Genomic DNA, 17986 nt, shown 5'->3' with positions numbered 1-17986 from the left:
CGTGATCCTCCTCCTCGCGCTCGCCCTGATCTCGGCGGTCATCACCTTCGGGATGTCCCTCGTGGTCTACAAGCTGAGCCTCAAGTACCGGCTCTACCCCAAGATCCGTGAACGGGATGTGCACACGCGGCCGACGCCGCGCCTGGGCGGGATCGCGATGTTCCTCGGCATCCTGGTGGCGTTCGCGGTGTCGTGGCTGCTCTCGAGCCAGTTCGGCGTGCTGTCCCTGATCTTCTCGGACAGCGGGCCGATCCTCGCCATCCTGGGCGGCAGCCTCCTCATCGTCGTCATCGGCGTCGCGGACGACATCTGGGACCTCGACTGGATGACCAAGCTGGCCGGGCAGTTCGTCGCGGCGGGCCTGATCGGCTGGCTCGGCGGCGTGCAGATCCTCTCCCTGCCGATCGGCGGCCTCACGGTCGGCTCGCCGATCATGAGCATCGTCATCACGCTGTTCGCGATCGTCCTGGTGATGAACGCGATCAACTTCATCGACGGGCTCGACGGCCTGGTCGCGGGCGTCGCCCTCATCGCCAACGGCACGTTCCTCATCTACACGTATCTGCTGCAGCGCGAGATCAGCCCGCAGAACTACTTCAGCCTGGCCGGCGTCATCGCGGCGATCCTGGTCGGCGCGTGCGCCGGCTTCCTGCCGCTCAACTGGCACCCCGCGAAGATGTTCATGGGCGACGCCGGAGCGCTCCTGATCGGCCTGCTGATGGCCACCTCGGCCATCTCGGTCACCGGGACGATCAACCCCGAGACGCTGCAGACCCTCGGCAAGTCGTCCCTCGTGCCGGCGTTCATCCCGATCATCCTGCCGTTCGCCGTGCTCATCGTTCCGCTGCTCGACTTCGGCCTCGCGGTCATCCGCCGGCTGAGGGCGGGCAAGTCGCCGTTCAGCGCCGACCGCAAGCACCTCCACCACCGCCTGCTCGACATGGGTCACACGCACCTCCACGCCGTGCTGATCTTCTACGCGTGGACCGCGGTGGTCTCGATCGGGTCCCTGCTGTTCTTCTTCGACCCGTACTGGATGGCGATCGTGTTCCTCGCCATCGGTCTCGTCGTCTGCGCCGTGTTCACCCTCGCTCCGCTCAGCCGCCGCAAGCTGACCGAGGCGGCGGCGGAGCTCGCTCCCGCGGGCACCGAGGAGGCGGCCGAGACGGCCCGCTTCGACCAGCTCGACGCCGCCAGCGAGCGGCACCCCTACTCCGATCCGACGCCCGCCGTCGGCTCGTCAACCCCCACTCGTGAGGAGTCCCGATGACCGCCCCCCAGAGCGGCGCCCCCGCGCCGCGGCCGACCGGCCCGCCCGCGCAGCCGACCTCGACGCCCGTCCTCAAGGACGTCCTCAAGTACGGCCTCATCCTCGCCCTGGCCATCGCCGTCGTCGGTGCGCTGCTCGGCGGGGTCTTCGCCGGCTGGATCGGCGTGACGAGCGCCCTGATCGGGACGGTCATCGCCGCCGTCTTCCTCAGCATCACCGCCTTGAGCATCCTGGTCGCCAACCGCTTCATCGGCTCCGACCTCTTCGTCGGCCTGTTCTTCGGCATCGTCCTCGGCGGCTGGATCGTCAAGTTCGTGCTCTTCCTGGTGCTCGCGATCCTCCTGCGCGATCAGCCCTGGATCAACCCGACGGTGCTGTTCCTGAGCCTGATCGCCGGGGTGATCGGGTCTCTCGTGGTCGACATGATCGTGGTGTTCCGCTCCCGGGTGCCGTACGTCAGCGACGTGACGCTGCCGGGGGAGAAGCGCTGAGCCGTATCCGATTCGTTACGCTGCGAAAACTCTTGTAGAGTTGTCAGTGATCCCCCACCCGTACGCGCTCACCTGCTCCACTGGCGCATTTCTTCGGGTGTCCACTTGTTCGTCGTCGCGAGGGCTTTCAGCTCGACGCCCCGAAACAGGAGATAGCGCTGTTAGCTAACGCTGTGAACCTGCTGGTCCAGGCCGCAAGCTCCGATGATGGTAGCTTCACCGGTCCCTCGATCAACGAGTTCTTCCCACCGACCCTGTTCACCATCGGCGGTCTCGAGTTCAACCGCATCATCGTGGTTCGGCTCATCGCCCTCCTCGCACTGATCCTGGTCTTCTGGCTCGGTACGCGGAAGATGAAACTCATCCCCGGGCGCTTCCAGTCCGTCGTGGAGATGGGGCTCGACTTCGTTCGAGTCAACGTCGCCGAAGACCTGCTGGGCAAGAAGGACGGCCGCCGGTTCCTGCCGCTGCTGACCACCATCTTCTTCATGGTGCTCTTCTTCAACCTCACGGGCATCATCCCGTTCCTCAACATCGCGGGCACCTCGGTCATCGCGCTGCCCCTGCTACTGGCGATCGTCGCGTACATCGCGTTCATCTACGCCGGCGTCAAGAAGAGCCCGAAGAACTTCTTCAAGAACGCGCTCTTCCCGCCCGGCGTGCCGTGGTTCCTCTACATCATCGTGACGCCGATCGAGTTCGTCTCGACCTTCATCCTGCGCCCGGTGACGCTCACGCTCCGACTCCTGATGAACATGGTGGTCGGTCACCTTCTGCTGGTCCTGTTCTTCACGGCGACCTCGTTCTTCTTCTTCACCGCAGGCAGCTGGTGGTCGCTCTTCGGCGTCGGCACCTTCGCCTTCGGCTTCGTCTTCACCTTGTTCGAGATCCTGGTCGCAGTCCTGCAGGCCTACGTCTTCGCACTGCTCACCGCTGTCTACATTCAGCTCGCAGTCGCCGAGGAACACTAAGAACGATCCGCGCACCCGCACGGATCGCCATCACGGAAGGAAACACATAACGTGGACATCGCTGCAATCAACGGCAACATCGCCACCGTCGGTTACGGCCTCGCGGCCATCGGCCCGGCCATCGGCGTGGGTATCGTCGTCGGCAAGACCATCGAGGGCGTCGCCCGTCAGCCTGAGCTGGCCGGCCGCCTCCAGGTCCTGATGTACATCGGTATCGCGTTCACCGAGGCGCTCGCCTTCATCGGTATCGCGACCTACTTCATCTTCCAGTAATCCTCTTTATCCCTCGTCAATAAGGAGGAAAGATGCTCAACAGTGTGGTCGTGGTGGCCGCCGAGGAACAGCACAATCCGCTGATCCCCGCGTGGCCCGACATCATCGGCTCGCTGATCTGCTTCATCATCATCCTGTTCTTCTTCTGGAAGCTCGTTCTTCCTCGCATGAAGAAGATGCTCGATGAGCGTGCTGAGGCGATCGAGGGCAACATCGCGAAGGCCGACGAGGCTCAGCACAAGGCGGAGGCGCTGCTCGAGGAGTACACCGCGCAGCTCGCCGACGCCCGTGCCGAGGCCGCGAAGATCCGCGAGACCGCCCGTACGGACGGACAGAACATCGTCGCCGAGGCCAAGGACACGGCGACGGCGGAAGCCGCCCGCGTCACCGCCACCGCGCAGGCGCAGATCGAGGCCGAGCGCCAGGGTGCTCTCGTCTCGCTCCGCACCGAGGTCGGCTCGCTCGCGATCGACCTCGCCTCCGGCGTGGTCGGCGAGGCGCTCACCGACGACAAGAAGTCTCAGGCCATCGTCGACCGCTTCCTGGCGGACCTCGAAGCCGGCGAGAAGGCAGGGTCGAGCAAGTAATGGGAAGCGCCACCAGAGAAGCATTGGCCCGGTCCGTGTCGGCTCTCGCCGGCCTGGGATCCAAGGCCGATCTGGCGACGGCCGAGGACCTGTTCGCCGCAGGACGAGTCGTCGCCGACTCCGCCCAGCTCCGAGCGGTCCTCAGCGACCCCTCGGCCGACGCCGCAGGCAAGACCGCGCTCGTCACGCGCGTGTTCGCCTCCCTCTCCGCTCCGGCGGTCGAGCTGCTGGTCTCCGTCGCCTCCGGGCGCTGGTCCGGTCAGAACGACCTGCTCGACGCGATCGAGGAGCTCGGCATCCGCTCCATCGCCGCCTCGGCACCGCGCAATCTCGACATCGCGGCCGAGCTGCTCGCGTTCGGAGGAGCCGTGACCTCCGACGCGCAGCTCGAGCTCGCGCTGCGGAGCAAGCTCGCCGAGCCCGACGCGAAGGCGGACCTCGTCTCCCGTCTGCTCGACGGCAAGGCGTCCGCCCAGACCGTCGCCATCGTGCGCCAGCTGGTACTGCAGCCCCGCGGCCGCAGCATCCGCGAGTCGCTGCGTTCGGCGGCACGGACTGTCGCGGCCCAGGACGGGCAGAAGATCGCCACGGTCGTGACCGCGGCTCCGCTGCCCGACGCGCAGGTCGAGCGCCTGCGCGCGAGCCTCTCGGCGAGGTACGGCGACCTCAAGCTCAACCAGGTCGTCGACCCGACGATCATCGGAGGGCTGCGCGTGCAGATCGGCGACGACGTCATCGACGGCAGCATCGCCTCGCGCCTCTCCGAACTTCGACTTCAGCTGGCGGGCTGACCGCCCTCTATACGAGAAACCCAGGTAGGGAACTAACGATGGCAGACATCAAGATCAGCCCCGACGAGATCCGGGATGCGCTCAAGGAGTTCGTCTCGAACTACGAGCCGGCGCAGGCAGGCACCACCGAGGTCGGACACGTCCTGGACGCGTCCGACGGCATCGCGCACGTCGAGGGTCTCCCCGGCGTGATGGCGAACGAGCTCATCCGCTTCGCGAACGGGACGCTGGGCCTCGCCCAGAACCTCGACGAGAACGAGATCGGCGTCGTCGTGCTCGGCGAGTTCGACGGGATCGTCGAGGGCATGGAGGTGACCCGCACCGGCGAGGTCCTCTCCGTCCCGGTCGGCGACGGCTACCTCGGCCGCGTGGTCGACCCGCTCGGCAACCCGATCGACGGCCTCGGCGAGGTTGCGTCGGAGGGCCGCCGCGAGCTCGAGCTCCAGGCCCCCGGCGTCATGCAGCGCAAGTCGGTGCACGAGCCCCTGCAGACCGGTATCAAGGCGATCGACGCCATGATCCCCGTCGGCCGCGGCCAGCGCCAGCTGATCATCGGCGACCGCCAGACCGGTAAGACGGCCATCGCGATCGACACGATCATTAACCAGAAGGCCAACTGGGAGTCCGGCGACGTCAACAAGCAGGTCCGCTGCATCTACGTCGCGATCGGCCAGAAGGGCTCGACCATCGCCTCGGTGAAGGGCGCGCTCGAGGACGCCGGTGCGATGGAGTACACCACCATCGTCGCGGCTCCGGCCTCCGACCCGGCCGGCTTCAAGTACCTCGCCCCCTACACCGGCTCGGCCATCGGTCAGCACTGGATGTACGGCGGCAAGCACGTCCTGATCATCTTCGACGACCTGTCGAAGCAGGCCGAGGCCTACCGCGCCGTGTCGCTCCTCCTGCGTCGTCCGCCGGGACGCGAGGCCTACCCGGGTGACGTCTTCTACCTGCACTCCCGTCTGCTGGAGCGTTGCGCCAAGCTCTCCGACGAGCTGGGCGCCGGCTCGATGACCGGCCTGCCGATCATCGAGACCAAGGCGAACGACGTCTCCGCCTACATCCCGACCAACGTGATCTCGATCACCGACGGCCAGATCTTCCTGCAGTCCGACCTCTTCAACGCCAACCAGCGTCCCGCCGTGGACGTCGGTATCTCGGTCTCCCGAGTCGGCGGCGACGCGCAGGTCAAGTCGATCAAGAAGGTCTCCGGCACGCTCAAGCTCGAGCTCGCCCAGTACCGCTCGCTCGAGGCGTTCGCGATGTTCGCGTCCGACCTCGACGCGGCCAGCCGCCGCCAGCTCGCCCGTGGCGCCCGCCTGACCGAGCTGCTCAAGCAGCCGCAGTACTCGCCGTACCCCGTGGAGGAGCAGGTCGTCTCGATCTGGGCCGGCACGAACGGCAAGCTGGACGAGGTCGCCGTCGAGGACGTGCTGCGCTTCGAGGCCGAGCTGCTCGACCACCTGCGCCGCAACACCGACATCCTCGACACCCTGCGCGAGAGCAACGTGCTCGACGACGGCACGGTCGAGAAGCTCGGCGCCGAGGTCGACAAGTTCAAGCTCGAGTTCCAGACCGGCGAGGGCAAGCCGCTCGCCTCGGTCGGCCGCGAGGAGTTCGAGGCCATCGCGGAAGAGGACGTCGACCAGGAGCGCATCGTCAAGGCGAAGCGCTGATCCACCGCGATCAGTTAGGTACTTAGGAGACACATGGGAGCACAGCTTCGGGTCTACCGGCAGAAGATCAAATCTGCCCAGACGACCAAGAAGATCACCCGTGCGATGGAGCTGATCTCCGCCTCACGCATCCAGAAGGCACAGGCGCGAGTGGCCGCCTCCTCGCCGTACGCCCGCGCGATCACGCGCGCGGTGTCGGCGGTGGCGACCTACTCGAACGTCGAGCACGTGCTGACCACCGAGCCGGAGCGGATCGATCGCGCAGCGATCGTCATCTTCTCGTCGGACCGTGGACTCGCGGGCGCGTTCAACTCGAACGTGCTCAAAGAGTCGGAGAAGCTCGCCGAGCTGCTCCGCAGCCAGGGCAAGGACGTCGTCTACTTCCTCGTCGGGCGCAAGGCGCAGGGCTACTTCAGCTTCCGTCGCCGCGCGTTCGAGCGGGTCTGGACCGGAAACACGGACGCCCCGGAGTTCGAGCAGGCCAAAGAGGTCAGCGACGCGATCCTGGAGTCCTTCCTGCGTGACTCGGCGGACGGTGGGGTGGACGAGATCCACGTCATCTACAACCGTTTCATCAGCATGCTGACCCAGGAGCCGCAGGTCGTGCGCCTCCTCCCGCTGGAGGTCGTCGAGGGAGTGGAGGAGCCGGACCGCACGCAGGTCCTGCCGCTCTACGAGTTCGAGCCCGACGTCGGCACGGTGCTGGATTCGCTGCTCCCGGTGTACATCGAGAGCCGCATCTTCAACGCCATGCTCCAGTCGGCGGCTTCCAAGCACGCCGCTACGCAGAAGGCGATGAAGGCGGCGAGCGACAACGCCGACAAGCTCATCACCGACTACACGCGACTCGCGAACAACGCCCGTCAGGCCGAGATCACCCAGCAGATCTCCGAGATCGTCGGCGGCGCGGACGCGCTGAGCGGCGCCAAGTGACACCCGGCCGAGAAGTTTCACAACGAGAAGAGAACGAATCATGACTACCGCTACCGCCGAAGCCCAGGCTTCGACCGCGCAGCCGGCCGGCGTGGGACGCATCGCCCGCGTCACCGGTCCGGTCGTCGACATCGAGTTCCCGCACGACTCGATCCCGGGCATCTACAACGCTCTGAAGACCACGATCACCATCGGTGAGCAGTCGACCGAGATCACGCTCGAGGTCGCGCAGCACCTCGGCGACGACCTCGTCCGTGCCATCGCCCTCAAGCCGACGGACGGCCTCGTCCGCGGCGGCGAGGTCCGCGACACCGGCGCGCCGATCTCGGTGCCCGTCGGCGACGTGACCAAGGGCAAGGTGTTCGACGTCACCGGCCAGATCCTCAACGCCGAGCCGGGCGAGACGATCGAGATCACCGAGCGCTGGCCGATCCACCGCCAGCCGCCGGCGTTCGACCAGCTGGAGTCGAAGACCCAGCTTTTCGAGACCGGCATCAAGGTCATCGACCTGCTCACCCCGTACGTGCAGGGTGGAAAGATCGGACTCTTCGGAGGTGCGGGCGTCGGCAAGACGGTCCTCATCCAGGAGATGATCCAGCGCGTCGCGCAGGACCACGGTGGTGTGTCGGTGTTCGCCGGTGTCGGCGAGCGCACCCGTGAGGGCAACGACCTCATCCACGAGATGGAGGAGGCGGGCGTCTTCGACAAGACGGCCCTCGTCTTCGGCCAGATGGACGAGCCGCCGGGAACGCGTCTGCGCGTCGCCCTGTCGGCCCTGACCATGGCGGAGTACTTCCGCGATGTGCAGAAGCAGGACGTGCTGCTCTTCATCGACAACATCTTCCGCTTCACCCAGGCCGGCTCCGAGGTCTCGACCCTGCTGGGTCGCATGCCCTCCGCCGTGGGTTACCAGCCGAACCTCGCCGACGAGATGGGCCTCCTCCAGGAGCGCATCACCTCGACCCGTGGTCACTCGATCACCTCGCTGCAGGCGATCTACGTCCCCGCGGACGACTACACCGACCCGGCGCCGGCGACCACCTTCGCCCACCTGGACGCGACCACCGAGCTCTCGCGAGAGATCGCCTCGAAGGGTCTCTACCCGGCCGTCGACCCGCTGACCTCGACCTCGCGCATCCTCGACCCCCGCTACTTGGGCGCCGACCACTACCGCGTGGCCACCACGGTCAAGCAGATCCTCCAGAAGAACAAGGAACTGCAGGAGATCATCGCCATCCTCGGTGTCGACGAGCTCTCCGAAGAGGACAAGATCACGGTGTCGCGTGCGCGCCGCATCCAGCAGTTCCTCTCGCAGAACACCTACATGGCGAAGAAGTTCACCGGTGTCGAGGGTTCGACCGTGCCGCTGAAGGAGACCATCGAGTCGTTCGACGCGATCTCCAAGGGCGAGTTCGACCACGTCGCCGAGCAGGCGTTCTTCAACGTCGGAGCCATCTCCGACGTCGAGGAGAAGTGGGCTCAGATCCAGAAGGAGAACGGCTGATCATGGCTGTCCTCAACGTCAGCGTCGTCGCCGCCGACCACGAAGTGTGGTCGGGCGAGGCGAGCATGGTCGTCGCTCGGACCGTGGAAGGGCAGATCGGTATCCTGCCCGGCCACGAGCCGCTGCTCGCCATCCTCGCCTCCGGCGAGGTGCGCGTGACCCTGAACGGCGGGGAGTCGATCTCGGCGCAGGCCGACGACGGCTTCCTCTCCGTCGAGAACAACACGGTCACCGTCGTGGCCCGTCGGGCCGAGCTGGTCTGACATGTCCGACCAGGCAGCCCCCCTCGACCGCCAGTTCGGTGACGTCCGCGTCCCCGTGCTGGTGGTGATGGCGGGGCTGCCCGGGTCCGGCAAATCCACCATCGGGGAGGTCGTCGCGAGCCGCATCGGCGCCACGCTGATCTCGGTCGACCCGATCGAGGCGTCCATCCTGCGTGCCGGGATCGACTCCGACCAGCCCACCGGGCTCGCGGCCTATCTCGTCGGCGAGACGATGGCGGAGCAGGTGCTCGTCTCCGGGCGGTCGGTCGTGGTGGACGCCGTCAACGCCGTCGAGCCGGCTCGGCTGCAGTGGCGCGACCTGGCCGAGCGCTGCGGTGTCGCGCTCCATGTCGTCGAGACCGTCTGCGCCGACGAGGAGATGCATCGCGATCGCCTCGGCAAGCGCGAGGTGCCCATCTCCGGCCACGCGGTCGAGCAGAGCATCGAGGAGTACTCCGAATGGAAGGGCGCCGGTGCGGCGCTTCCGCGGATCACCTTGGACACCTCCCTCCCGCTGGGTCAGAACGTCGAGGCGGCGGTCGCCTTCGTCGGGCGCTAGCGTGCTCATCCTTCTCCCGCCCTCCGAGACGAAGAGGGACGGGGGAGAGGGAGCACCCCTCGACCTCGCCGCTCTGAGCTTCCCGTCGCTCATTCCCGTGCGCCGTGACGTCATCGACGCGGTGCTCCGGCTGTCGGCCGATCGGGACACGGCCGTCCGAGCGCTGAAGCTCGGGCCCAAGCAGGCAGGCGAGGTGGACCGCAATCGCGCGATCCTCACGTCGCCGACGATGCCTGCGCTGGATCGGTACACCGGTGTGCTGTACGACGCCCTCGCGCCGGAGACCCTGTCGTCCGATGCACGCCGATTCGCAGCGTCGACGGTCGCCGTGAAGTCCGCGCTGCTCGGCCTCGTCGGCGCGGCCGACCTCATCCCGGCCTATCGGCTCTCCTTCGACTCCCGACTCTCGCTCGAGCGCGGAGTGCCCTCCCTCAAGAAGCGCTGGGCACCGGCCTCCGGTGCCGCGTTGCGCGAGCACGGCGGGCTCATCCTCGACCTGCGCTCCGAGGGGTATGCAGCGCTCGGTCCGCTGCCGCAGCGGGACGGCGCACACTACGTCCGGGTGCTCGCGCGCGACGCGACGGGGAACGTCCGCGCCCTGAACCACTTCAACAAGCAGGCCAAGGGACTGCTGACGCGTGCGGTGCTGGAGGCGGGCATCGACTTCGCCACCACGCAGGAGCTGCTGGACTGGGCGGTGTCGGAGCGATACGAGCTGCGTACCGCGGCGGACGGCTCGGGCGACCTCGAACTGATCGTCCCCGAGGTGGCCGGCCCTCCCGGCAAGCTGATGGCGGTCCTGCGCACCGCCGCCTGAACGGTCAACCACTCGCCGGTGAACTCTTCCGCGATTTGCCTCTTGCAATCGCGCAAAAGTGAGATAAACTCACACCAAGCGAGAACGAGGATCTTCGATCCGAGCAGCGGGACGCCGCGGGGGTGTCAGCGCGACTCGCAGAGTAGTCGGGCCGACGAAGCTCTCGACGTGTCATCCCACGTCGATGTCGGGGTCGTGTGTGATGTCAGTGAAGTTCCGCGTGCGGTCGGGCACGAGCGGAGCACTCCATCGCCAGCGAGAAACGATCCCGTCGACAGAGTCGGCCCGACTTCTCATCGTCCGGAGCCGGGGGCCCGATCAGGACGTGCCCGCGCGGAAGCATCCGACGAAGTGGTCGTCGACCATCCCGGTCGCCTGCATCAGCGCGTACATCGTGGTGGGGCCGACGAAGCGGAAGCCGCGGCGCCTCAGTTCTTTGCTCATCGCCGTCGATTCCGGCGTGACGGCCGGGACGTCCGACCAGGCGCGCGGCCGGCTGCTCTCGGGCCGCGGTGACGGGGCGAATCGCCACATCAGCTCCTCCAGCGGTTCGTCGAGCGTCAGCACGGCCCGGGCGTTCGAGATCGTCGCCTCGATCTTGCCCCGGTGCCGGATGATGCGTTCGTCGGCGAGCAGGCGGAGCACATCGTCCTCCGTCATCGCCGCGACGCGCTCCGGCTCGAAACCCTGGAAGACCTCGCGAAAGGCCGGACGCCGGCGCAGGATCGTGATCCACGACAGGCCGGCCTGGAAGCCCTCGAGGCAGAGCTTCTCGTAGAGCGCCCGTCCGTCGCGCTGCTCGTGGCCCCACTCCTCGTCGTGATAGCGCCGGTACTCGGCGTCCGCACCGGGCCACGAGCATCGGTCGAGTCCGTCGTCTCCGTGGACGATCGAGGCGCGCGGTGCTCCAGGGGGAGCGGCCGGTGTCGTGGTCGTGTCGTCGATGCTCATGCGGCGAGCAGGATCCCCTCGTGCTCGAGCAGCCAGATCTTGGTCGGGATGCCCTCGCCGCCGCTGTAGCCCGTCACCTTGCCGCTCGTGGAGAGCACGCGGTGGCAGCCGACGATGATCGGCACGGGGTTCGCGCCGACCGCACCGCCGATCGCCCGGCCGTACCCGCTGTAGCCGAGGGAGAGTCCGAGCTCGCCGTACGACGTGAGGGTGCCGAACTCCAGGTGCTGGAGCCTCTCCCACACGGAGCGCCGGAACGGGGTGCCCTCGAAGCGCACGGGGACGTCGAACTCACGGCGCGCCCCGGCGAAGTACTCGTCGAGCTGACGGGCGGCCTCATCGAGGACCGCCGTGCTGCGCTCGGGGTGCTCGTCGTGGGGGAGGAGGCCGCCCCGTTCGATCGAGAGCGAGGTCACCGCCTCGCCGTCGCTGGTGAGCTCGATCCGTCCGATCGGACTCGGGGTGCGGAGCAGATACGCGAAGCTGGTCATGAGTCGACTCTAGGAGCAGCCACCGACGGTAGTCTCGCGGAAATCGGACATTGGGGAGAAGGCGCGCGAGCGCGCATCCTGTGGAGCGGATCGTGCCGCACGCGCAGCCGATCGTCCCGGCGGTCCCGGCCTAGACTCGTGGGCATGGCGAACATCGAATACCGCACCCTCGGCCGCTCCGGCCTCGTCGTCTCCACCATCGGCCTCGGCTGCAACAACTTCGGCCGGCAGGGCACCGCGACGGAGACCCAGGAGGGCACGGACGCCGTGATCGGCGCCGCGATCGACGCGGGCGTGACGCTGTTCGACACCGCCGACATCTACGGCTCGGAGCGCGGCCTCTCGGAGTCGCTCATGGGCAAGGCGCTCGCGGGCAAGCGGGACCGCATCGTCCTCGCGACCAAGTTCGGAATGGACATGGCCGGTACGAACGGTCCGGACTGGGGTGCGCGCGGGTCGCGCCGCTACATCCGGCTGGCCGTCGAGGCCTCCCTGCGCCGTCTGCGCACCGATTGGATCGACCTGTACCAGCTGCACCGCCCCGACGGCGTGACGCCCATCGAGGAGACCCTGGACGCCTTGGAGGATCTCATCGCCGAGGGCAAGATCCGCTACATCGGGCACTCCAACCTCGCCGGCTGGCAGATCGCGGAGGCGGAGTTCACGGCGCGGCTCCACGGCCACCCGAAGTTCATCTCCGCACAGAACGAGTACAGCCTCCTGGTCCGCGACGCCGAGCAGGAGGTGCTCCCCGCCGTCGATGCGTACGGGCTGGGCTTCCTGCCGTTCTTCCCGCTCTACAACGGGCTCTTCACCGGCAAGTTCTCCCGTGAGGGCGGCCCGGCCGACAGCAGGATCATGACGATCCGCAAGCACCTCCTCGACGATGCGCCCTGGGATCGCATCGAGGAGTACCAGGCGTTCTGCGACGAGCGCGGCGTGAGCATGCTGGCGGCGACGTTCGCCTGGCTGCTCGCTCAGCCCCGGCTGACGAGTGTGATCGCCGGCGCGACGAAGCCCGAGCAGATCGTCGCCAACGCCGAGGCGGCGACGGCGTGGCAGCCGACTCCGGAGGACGTGGCCCGCATCTCCGCCATCTTCGCGACGTCGAGCTGACCGACGCGGGGCGCGTTCGCTCTGGGCGAACGACCCGAGCGTTGTGAGTGAGCGCTCACTCCGCGTAGAGTCGCCTCCGTGATCCCTGAGAAGGAAGCCGTACCCGCCGACGGGGCCGAGCTCGACCCGGCCCCCCGTCAGCGCGCGCAGCCGCTGTCTCCCGACGACCGCAAGGCGATGATCATCGACGCGGTCATCCCCCTCCTCGTCGAGTACGGCCGGGGCGTGACCACTCGCCAGATCGCCGATGCGGCCGGGATCGCCGAGGGCACGGTCTTCCGTGCGTTCGGCGACAAGGAGACCCTGGTCACCGCCGCGATCGAGAAGTACCTCGATCCCGAGCCGCTCCGCGAGTCGCTCCGGGCGATCGACCCGGCCCTCCCGCTGGAGCACAAGGTCCGCGCCGTCATCTACCTGATGCGCGAGCGGTTCCAGAGCGTGATGCGCATCATGGCGGTGATCGGGCCCGAGCGGCCGCACATCCCGCAGGAGCGGCACGAGTTCGCGCGGATCATCGCCCGCATCATCGAACCGGAGGCGGCGGCGCTCAACCTCCCGCCGGAGCGCGTGGCCTACGTGCTGCGACTCCTCAGCTTCTCGTCCGCCTTCCCGACCCTCAACGAGGGCGTCGAGTTCAGCGTGGACGAGCTGGCCCGGATCGCCCTGCTGGGCGTCGCCGGGCGACCGTTCGTCGTCTTCACGCCCTCCGGGGCATCCACCGCCGCCGACGCGGCGCACGAATAGGAGGGCGCACATGCTCCTGAAGCTCCTCGGCCGGTTCCTGCGGCCGCACTGGCGGCTCCTCGTGGGGGTCGTCGTGTTCCAGCTCGCGCAGTCCCTGCTGTCGCTCTGGCTGCCGACCCTCAACGCCGATATCACCGACAACGGCATCGCCAAGGGCGACACCGGCTACATCCTGATGGTCGGCGCCCAGATGCTCGGGGTCACGCTCGTGCAGGTGGCGTGCTCCATCGCCGCGGTCTACTTCGGGGCCAAGGTCGCGATGCGGGTCGGTCGTGACCTGCGCACGGCGATCTTCCACCGGGTGGGGGAGTTCTCGGAGCGCGAGGTCTCGCGGTTCGGGGCGCCCTCGCTCATCACCCGCAACACGAACGACGTGCAGCAGGTGCAGATGCTGGTGCTGATGACGTGCACCCTGCTCGTCTCCGCGCCCATCCTCGCCGTCGGCGGCATCGTCCTGGCGATGCAGCAGGATCTCGAGCTCTCGTGGCTCATCGCCGTGAGCGTCCCGGTGCTGCTCATCGCGGTCGGCCTGATCATCTCGCGCATGGTCCCGCTCTTCCGTCGCATGCAGGAGCGCATCGACCGGGTCAACCGCGTCCTCCGGGAGCAGCTGACGGGCATCCGCGTCATCCGCGCGTTCGTGCGGGAGGATGTGGAGACCGAGCGGTTCGCGGTCGCGAACGACCAGGTGACGGACACGGCGCTCAAAGCGGGTCGCCTGTTCGCCCTGATGTTCCCGATCGTGATGCTCGTCCTCAACGTCTCGAGCGTGGCGGTCATCTGGTTCGGCGGGTTCCGCGTGGACGACGGGTCGATGCAGATCGGAACGCTCACGGCCTTCCTGCAGTACCTCATGCAGATCCTCATGGGCGTCATGATGTCGACGATGATGGCGGTCCTGGTGCCGCGCGCGGCGGTCTGCGCGGATCGCATCGGCGAGGTGCTGGGCACCGAGGCCTCGGTGCGTGCGCCGGAGAACCCGGTGACCGAGCTGCCCGCGCACGGGACCGTCGAGTTCGTGGACGTCGGCTTCGCCTATCCCGGCGCCGAGCAGCCGGTGCTCAGCGACGTGACCTTCCTCGCCCGCTCCGGCGAGACGACGGCGATCATCGGCAGCACCGGCTCCGGCAAGACCACCCTCGTGAACCTCGTCCCGCGGCTCTTCGACGCGACGAGCGGGCTCGTGCTGGTGGACGGCGTGGATGCGGCCGAGCTGGACCCCGAGCTGCTGTGGTCGCGGATCGGTCTCGTCCCGCAGAAGCCGTACCTCTTCTCGGGCACGGTGGCCTCCAACCTCCGCTACGGCAAGCCGGACGCGACCGACGACGAGCTCTGGTCCGCCCTCGAGATCGCGCAGGCGAAGGACTTCGTCGAGGCCATGCCGGACGGCCTGGACTCGCCGATCGCCCAAGGCGGCACCAATGTCTCCGGCGGGCAGCGGCAGCGGCTCGCGATCGCCCGCGCGCTGGTCAAACGCCCCGAGATCTACGTCTTCGACGACTCGTTCTCCGCACTCGACACGGCGACGGACGCCCGGCTGCGTTCCGCTCTGGCGCGCTCGGTGTCCGAGGCCACCATGATCGTCGTCGCCCAGCGCGTCTCGACGATCGTCGACGCCGACCAGATCATCGTCCTCGAGGACGGCCGGGTCGTGGGACGCGGCACGCACGAGGAGCTGATCGAGAGCAATCCGACCTACGCCGAGATCGTCTCGTCGCAGCTGACCGCGGAGGAGGCGGCATGAGCCAGGAAACGGAAGACCGTCGCCCGCCCGCCCGGCCGCCCGCGCGGCGCGGCCCCGGTGGGGGCGGCCCGTTCGGCGGCATGGGGATGCCCGCGGAGAAGTCCCTCAACTTCGGTCCGTCCGCCCGCCGGCTCGCCGGCCAGCTGAAGCCGGAGCGCTGGGCGATCGTCTTCGTCACGCTGCTCGCCGTCGTGAGCGTCGTGTTCGCGGTGCTCGGCCCGAAGCTCCTCGGCAACGCGATCAACCTCGTCTTCGCCGGGGCCCTGTCGAAGCAGTTCCCGAGCGGCGTCACGCAGACCCAGGTCATCGACGGGCTGCGCGCTCAGGGCCAGGGCCAGTTCGCCGACCTGCTCTCGGGGACGACGTTCACCCCGGGCGCGGGGATCGACTTCGTCGCCGTCGGCCACGTGCTGATGTGGGTGCTCGCGCTCTACATCGCCTCGTCGGTCTTCAGCTACCTGCAGGCCTACGTGCTCAACGGAGTGACCCAGCGGACGGTGTACCGGCTGCGCGAAGACGTGGAGGCCAAGATCCACCGCCTCCCGCTCACGTACTTCGACAAGATGCAGCGCGGCGAGCTGCTCAGCCGCGTGACGAACGACATCGACAACATCTCGCAGACGCTGCAGCAGACCATGAGCCAGCTGCTGACCTCCCTGCTCACAGTCGTCGGCGTGGTCGTCATGATGTTCGTCGTCTCGCCCCTGCTGGCCCTGATCGCGCTCATCACCATCCCGCTCACCCTGCTCGTGACCTCGCTGATCGCGAAGCGCTCGCAGAAGCTGTTCGTGGCGCAGTGGCGGAACACGGGTGAGCTGAACGGCCAGATCGAGGAGGCCTTCACCGGCCACTCGCTGGTCAAGGTCTTCGGCCGCCACCGCGAGGTGGAGGAGCGGTTCGGCTCGAAGAACGAGGAGATGTACGAGGCGAGCTTCGGCGCGCAGTTCATCTCGGGCATCATCATGCCGGCGATGATGTTCGTCGGGAACCTCATGTACGTCGCCATCGCCGTCGTCGGCGGCCTGCAGGTGGCCAGCGGCGCGATGCAGCTCGGCGACGTGACGGCGTTCATCCAGTACTCGCGGCAGTTCACCCAGCCGCTGACCCAGCTCGGCTCGATGGCCAACCTGCTCCAGTCGGGTGTCGCGAGCGCCGAGCGCGTCTTCGAGCTCCTGGACGCGGAGGAGCAGTCCGCCGATCCCGAGCGGCCGCAGAGCCCCGACGGGACCAAGGGCCGCCTCGCGTTCGAGGACGTGTCGTTCCGGTACAGCCCGGACAATCCCCTCATCGACGACCTCTCGCTGGTGGCCGAGCCCGGGCAGACGGTCGCGATCGTCGGCCCGACCGGGGCGGGAAAGACCACCCTCGTCAACCTGATGATGCGGTTCTACGACCTGAACGGCGGCCGCATCACGCTCGACGGCGTGGACATCGCGGAGATGACCAGGCACGACCTCCGGAGCCGGATGGGGATGGTGCTGCAGGACACCTGGCTGTTCAAGGGCACGATCCGCGACAACATCGCCTACGGGCGCCCGGGTGCGACGGAGGACGAGATCGTCGCCGCAGCGAAGGCGACCTATGTCGACCGCTTCGTGCGCTCGCTGCCGGACGGCTACGACACGGTGCTGGACGACGAAGGCGGCAACGTCTCGGCGGGGGAGAAGCAGCTCCTGACGATCGCGCGGGCGTTCCTCGCCCGGCCGAGCGTGCTCATCCTCGACGAGGCGACCTCGTCGGTGGACACGCGCACCGAGCTCCTCGTCCAGAAGGCGATGAGCGCGCTGCGGGCCGACCGCACGTCATTCGTGATCGCGCACCGGCTGTCGACCATCCGCGACGCCGACCTCATCCTGGTGATGGAGGCCGGGAGCATCGTCGAGCAGGGCACGCACGCCGAGCTGCTCGCCCGCGGCGGCGCGTACTACACGCTGTACAACGCGCAGTTCGCGGCTCCGGCGGAGGAGGCCTAGAGGCGGGCGGCGGCCTAGAGGCGGGCGGCGACCGAGCGCACCAGCCAGAAGACGCCGTACGCGATCAGCCCGAGCGCGATGAGCACGAGCAGCACCGGGCCGAACGGGAGGCCGACGAGCGTCTTGAGGCTGCCGTCGAGGCCTCCCGCCTTCTCCGGGTCGTAGGTGACGGCGCCGGCGACGACGAGCCCGCCGACCAGGATCAGCGCGATCCCCTTCGCGATGTACCCGATGCGTCCCAGCGTCGTCGTCACCCCCGCCAGCGCGTTCGGGGGCAGGCGCAGGTCGCGTTCGAACCGGTGCGTCACCCCGTTGCGGAGGAAGACGATCCCGCCGATCACGACGCCCAGGCCGATCAGGGCGAGCACGAAGACGCCGCCCGGCACGGCGAGGAGGCGTGCGCTCATCGTCTTCTCCGAGGACGACGCGTCGTGGCCGCCGCCGAGCGCGATGGAGGCCGCCACGACGGCCAGTGCGGCGTAGACCACGCACTTGCCGATCTCGGTCAGGCGCTTGCCCGCTCCCTGCACGGTCACGGCCACAAGGATCTGCCACAGCGAGAGCACGGCGAGCCCGACGACGGCGGCCCAGACGACGAACAGTCCGCCGGGCACGGCGACGATCGCCTGCAGCGCTCCGGACTGATCGGCGTCGCCGCTGCCGCCGAACGCGATCGCGATGGCGATGGCGCCGATCAGGATGTGGAGCAGGCCGATCGTCGCGAGCCCGACGCGCGCGAGTGCCCTCACGGCGGGGTTCTGCGCGGCGCGGGAGGCGGTCCTCGTCGGTGCAGTCATATCCCGCACGGTACCCGCCCGGACGGCCGCGAGGC

General features: G+C 68.1%; 19 protein-coding genes. 16 read left to right on the top strand and 3 right to left on the bottom strand.

Annotated features, from left to right (window positions below; all coding sequences use genetic code 11):
• The first annotated feature begins 1 nt into the window (after nt 1).
• From ACFVU2_RS12740 to ACFVU2_RS12685, 12 genes are all read left to right on the top strand, one after another.
• Nucleotides 2-1270: an MraY family glycosyltransferase gene (locus ACFVU2_RS12740; RefSeq protein ID WP_387874726.1), complete on the top strand. Its 1269-nt coding sequence runs from the start codon at nt 2-4 to the stop codon at nt 1268-1270.
• Entirely contained in the window at nt 1267-1761 is a 495-nt protein-coding gene (locus ACFVU2_RS12735; protein WP_387874723.1) for a hypothetical protein, read from the top strand. Before ACFVU2_RS12740 ends, ACFVU2_RS12735 begins: the two co-directional genes overlap by 4 nt.
• Nucleotides 1762-1934: 173 nt before the next feature.
• On the top strand, nt 1935-2732 hold the full coding sequence (atpB, locus tag ACFVU2_RS12730; protein WP_025157034.1) for a F0F1 ATP synthase subunit A: 798 nt from the start codon (nt 1935-1937) through the stop codon (nt 2730-2732).
• Nucleotides 2733-2783: 51 nt separating this feature from the next.
• Nucleotides 2784-3005, top strand: coding sequence for an ATP synthase F0 subunit C (gene atpE, locus ACFVU2_RS12725; protein WP_018190348.1), 222 nt, complete (start codon nt 2784-2786; stop codon nt 3003-3005).
• 32 nt (nt 3006-3037) lie between these two features.
• A complete protein-coding gene (locus ACFVU2_RS12720; protein ID WP_387874720.1) occupies nt 3038-3592 on the top strand; it encodes a F0F1 ATP synthase subunit B in 555 nt (184 codons plus the stop codon).
• On the top strand, nt 3592-4383 hold the full coding sequence (locus ACFVU2_RS12715; protein WP_387874719.1) for a F0F1 ATP synthase subunit delta: 792 nt from the start codon (nt 3592-3594) through the stop codon (nt 4381-4383). Before ACFVU2_RS12720 ends, ACFVU2_RS12715 begins: the two co-directional genes overlap by 1 nt.
• 38 nt (nt 4384-4421) lie before the next feature.
• Nucleotides 4422-6059 (top strand): F0F1 ATP synthase subunit alpha, encoded by a 1638-nt coding sequence (atpA, locus tag ACFVU2_RS12710; protein ID WP_387874716.1) that lies wholly within the window; start codon nt 4422-4424, stop codon nt 6057-6059.
• Nucleotides 6060-6092: 33 nt separating this feature from the next.
• A complete protein-coding gene (locus tag ACFVU2_RS12705; RefSeq protein WP_387874714.1) occupies nt 6093-6992 on the top strand; it encodes a F0F1 ATP synthase subunit gamma in 900 nt (299 codons plus the stop codon).
• Between the two features lie 40 nt (nt 6993-7032).
• Complete coding sequence (gene atpD / locus ACFVU2_RS12700) at nt 7033-8496, top strand: F0F1 ATP synthase subunit beta (RefSeq protein WP_387874713.1); 1464 nt, start codon at nt 7033-7035, stop codon at nt 8494-8496.
• 2 nt (nt 8497-8498) lie between these two features.
• A complete protein-coding gene (locus ACFVU2_RS12695) occupies nt 8499-8759 on the top strand; it encodes a F0F1 ATP synthase subunit epsilon (RefSeq protein WP_387874711.1) in 261 nt (86 codons plus the stop codon).
• Between the two features lies 1 nt (nt 8760).
• Nucleotides 8761-9318, top strand: a complete 558-nt coding sequence (locus ACFVU2_RS12690; RefSeq protein ID WP_387874708.1) for an AAA family ATPase — start codon at nt 8761-8763, stop codon at nt 9316-9318.
• Nucleotide 9319: 1 nt separating this feature from the next.
• A complete protein-coding gene (locus ACFVU2_RS12685) occupies nt 9320-10135 on the top strand; it encodes a YaaA family protein (protein WP_387874705.1) in 816 nt (271 codons plus the stop codon).
• 318 nt (nt 10136-10453) lie between these two features.
• Here the strand turns inward: ACFVU2_RS12685 and ACFVU2_RS12680 are convergent, their stop codons facing one another.
• Nucleotides 10454-11086 (bottom strand): DNA-3-methyladenine glycosylase I, encoded by a 633-nt coding sequence (locus ACFVU2_RS12680; protein WP_387874704.1) that lies wholly within the window; start codon nt 11084-11086, stop codon nt 10454-10456.
• Nucleotides 11083-11577, bottom strand: a complete 495-nt coding sequence (locus ACFVU2_RS12675) for a methylated-DNA--[protein]-cysteine S-methyltransferase (protein ID WP_387874702.1) — start codon at nt 11575-11577, stop codon at nt 11083-11085. The genes ACFVU2_RS12680 and ACFVU2_RS12675 overlap by 4 nt, the downstream gene beginning before the upstream one ends.
• Nucleotides 11578-11721: 144 nt before the next feature.
• Between ACFVU2_RS12675 and ACFVU2_RS12670 the strand changes: the two genes are divergently transcribed.
• From ACFVU2_RS12670 to ACFVU2_RS12655, 4 genes are all read left to right on the top strand, one after another.
• Nucleotides 11722-12693, top strand: a complete 972-nt coding sequence (locus tag ACFVU2_RS12670) for an aldo/keto reductase (RefSeq protein ID WP_387874700.1) — start codon at nt 11722-11724, stop codon at nt 12691-12693.
• A 78-nt stretch (nt 12694-12771) separates the two neighbouring features.
• Nucleotides 12772-13437, top strand: a complete 666-nt coding sequence (locus tag ACFVU2_RS12665) for a TetR/AcrR family transcriptional regulator (RefSeq protein ID WP_387874697.1) — start codon at nt 12772-12774, stop codon at nt 13435-13437.
• 10 nt (nt 13438-13447) lie between these two features.
• Entirely contained in the window at nt 13448-15181 is a 1734-nt protein-coding gene (locus ACFVU2_RS12660; RefSeq protein WP_387874694.1) for an ABC transporter ATP-binding protein, read from the top strand.
• Nucleotides 15178-17154 carry an ABC transporter ATP-binding protein gene (locus ACFVU2_RS12655; RefSeq protein WP_387874691.1) on the top strand — a complete coding sequence of 659 codons (1977 nt, stop codon included), beginning with the start codon at nt 15178-15180 and terminating at the stop codon, nt 17152-17154. The genes ACFVU2_RS12660 and ACFVU2_RS12655 overlap by 4 nt, the downstream gene beginning before the upstream one ends.
• Before the next feature lie 14 nt (nt 17155-17168).
• Here ACFVU2_RS12655 and ACFVU2_RS12650 read toward each other — a convergent pair whose 3' ends face one another.
• The gene (locus ACFVU2_RS12650) at nt 17169-17951 is read right to left on the bottom strand and encodes a DUF1206 domain-containing protein (protein WP_387874688.1); all 783 of its coding nucleotides are present in this window, start codon (nt 17949-17951) and stop codon (nt 17169-17171) included.
• Nucleotides 17952-17986: the final 35 nt, after the last annotated feature.

This window comes from Leifsonia sp. NPDC058194 (assembly GCF_042883605.1).
Lineage (GTDB): Bacteria > Actinomycetota > Actinomycetes > Actinomycetales > Microbacteriaceae > Leifsonia.
The sequence above is the reverse complement of the archived record's forward strand: the minus strand, read 5'-3'. Positions and strand labels throughout refer to the sequence as shown.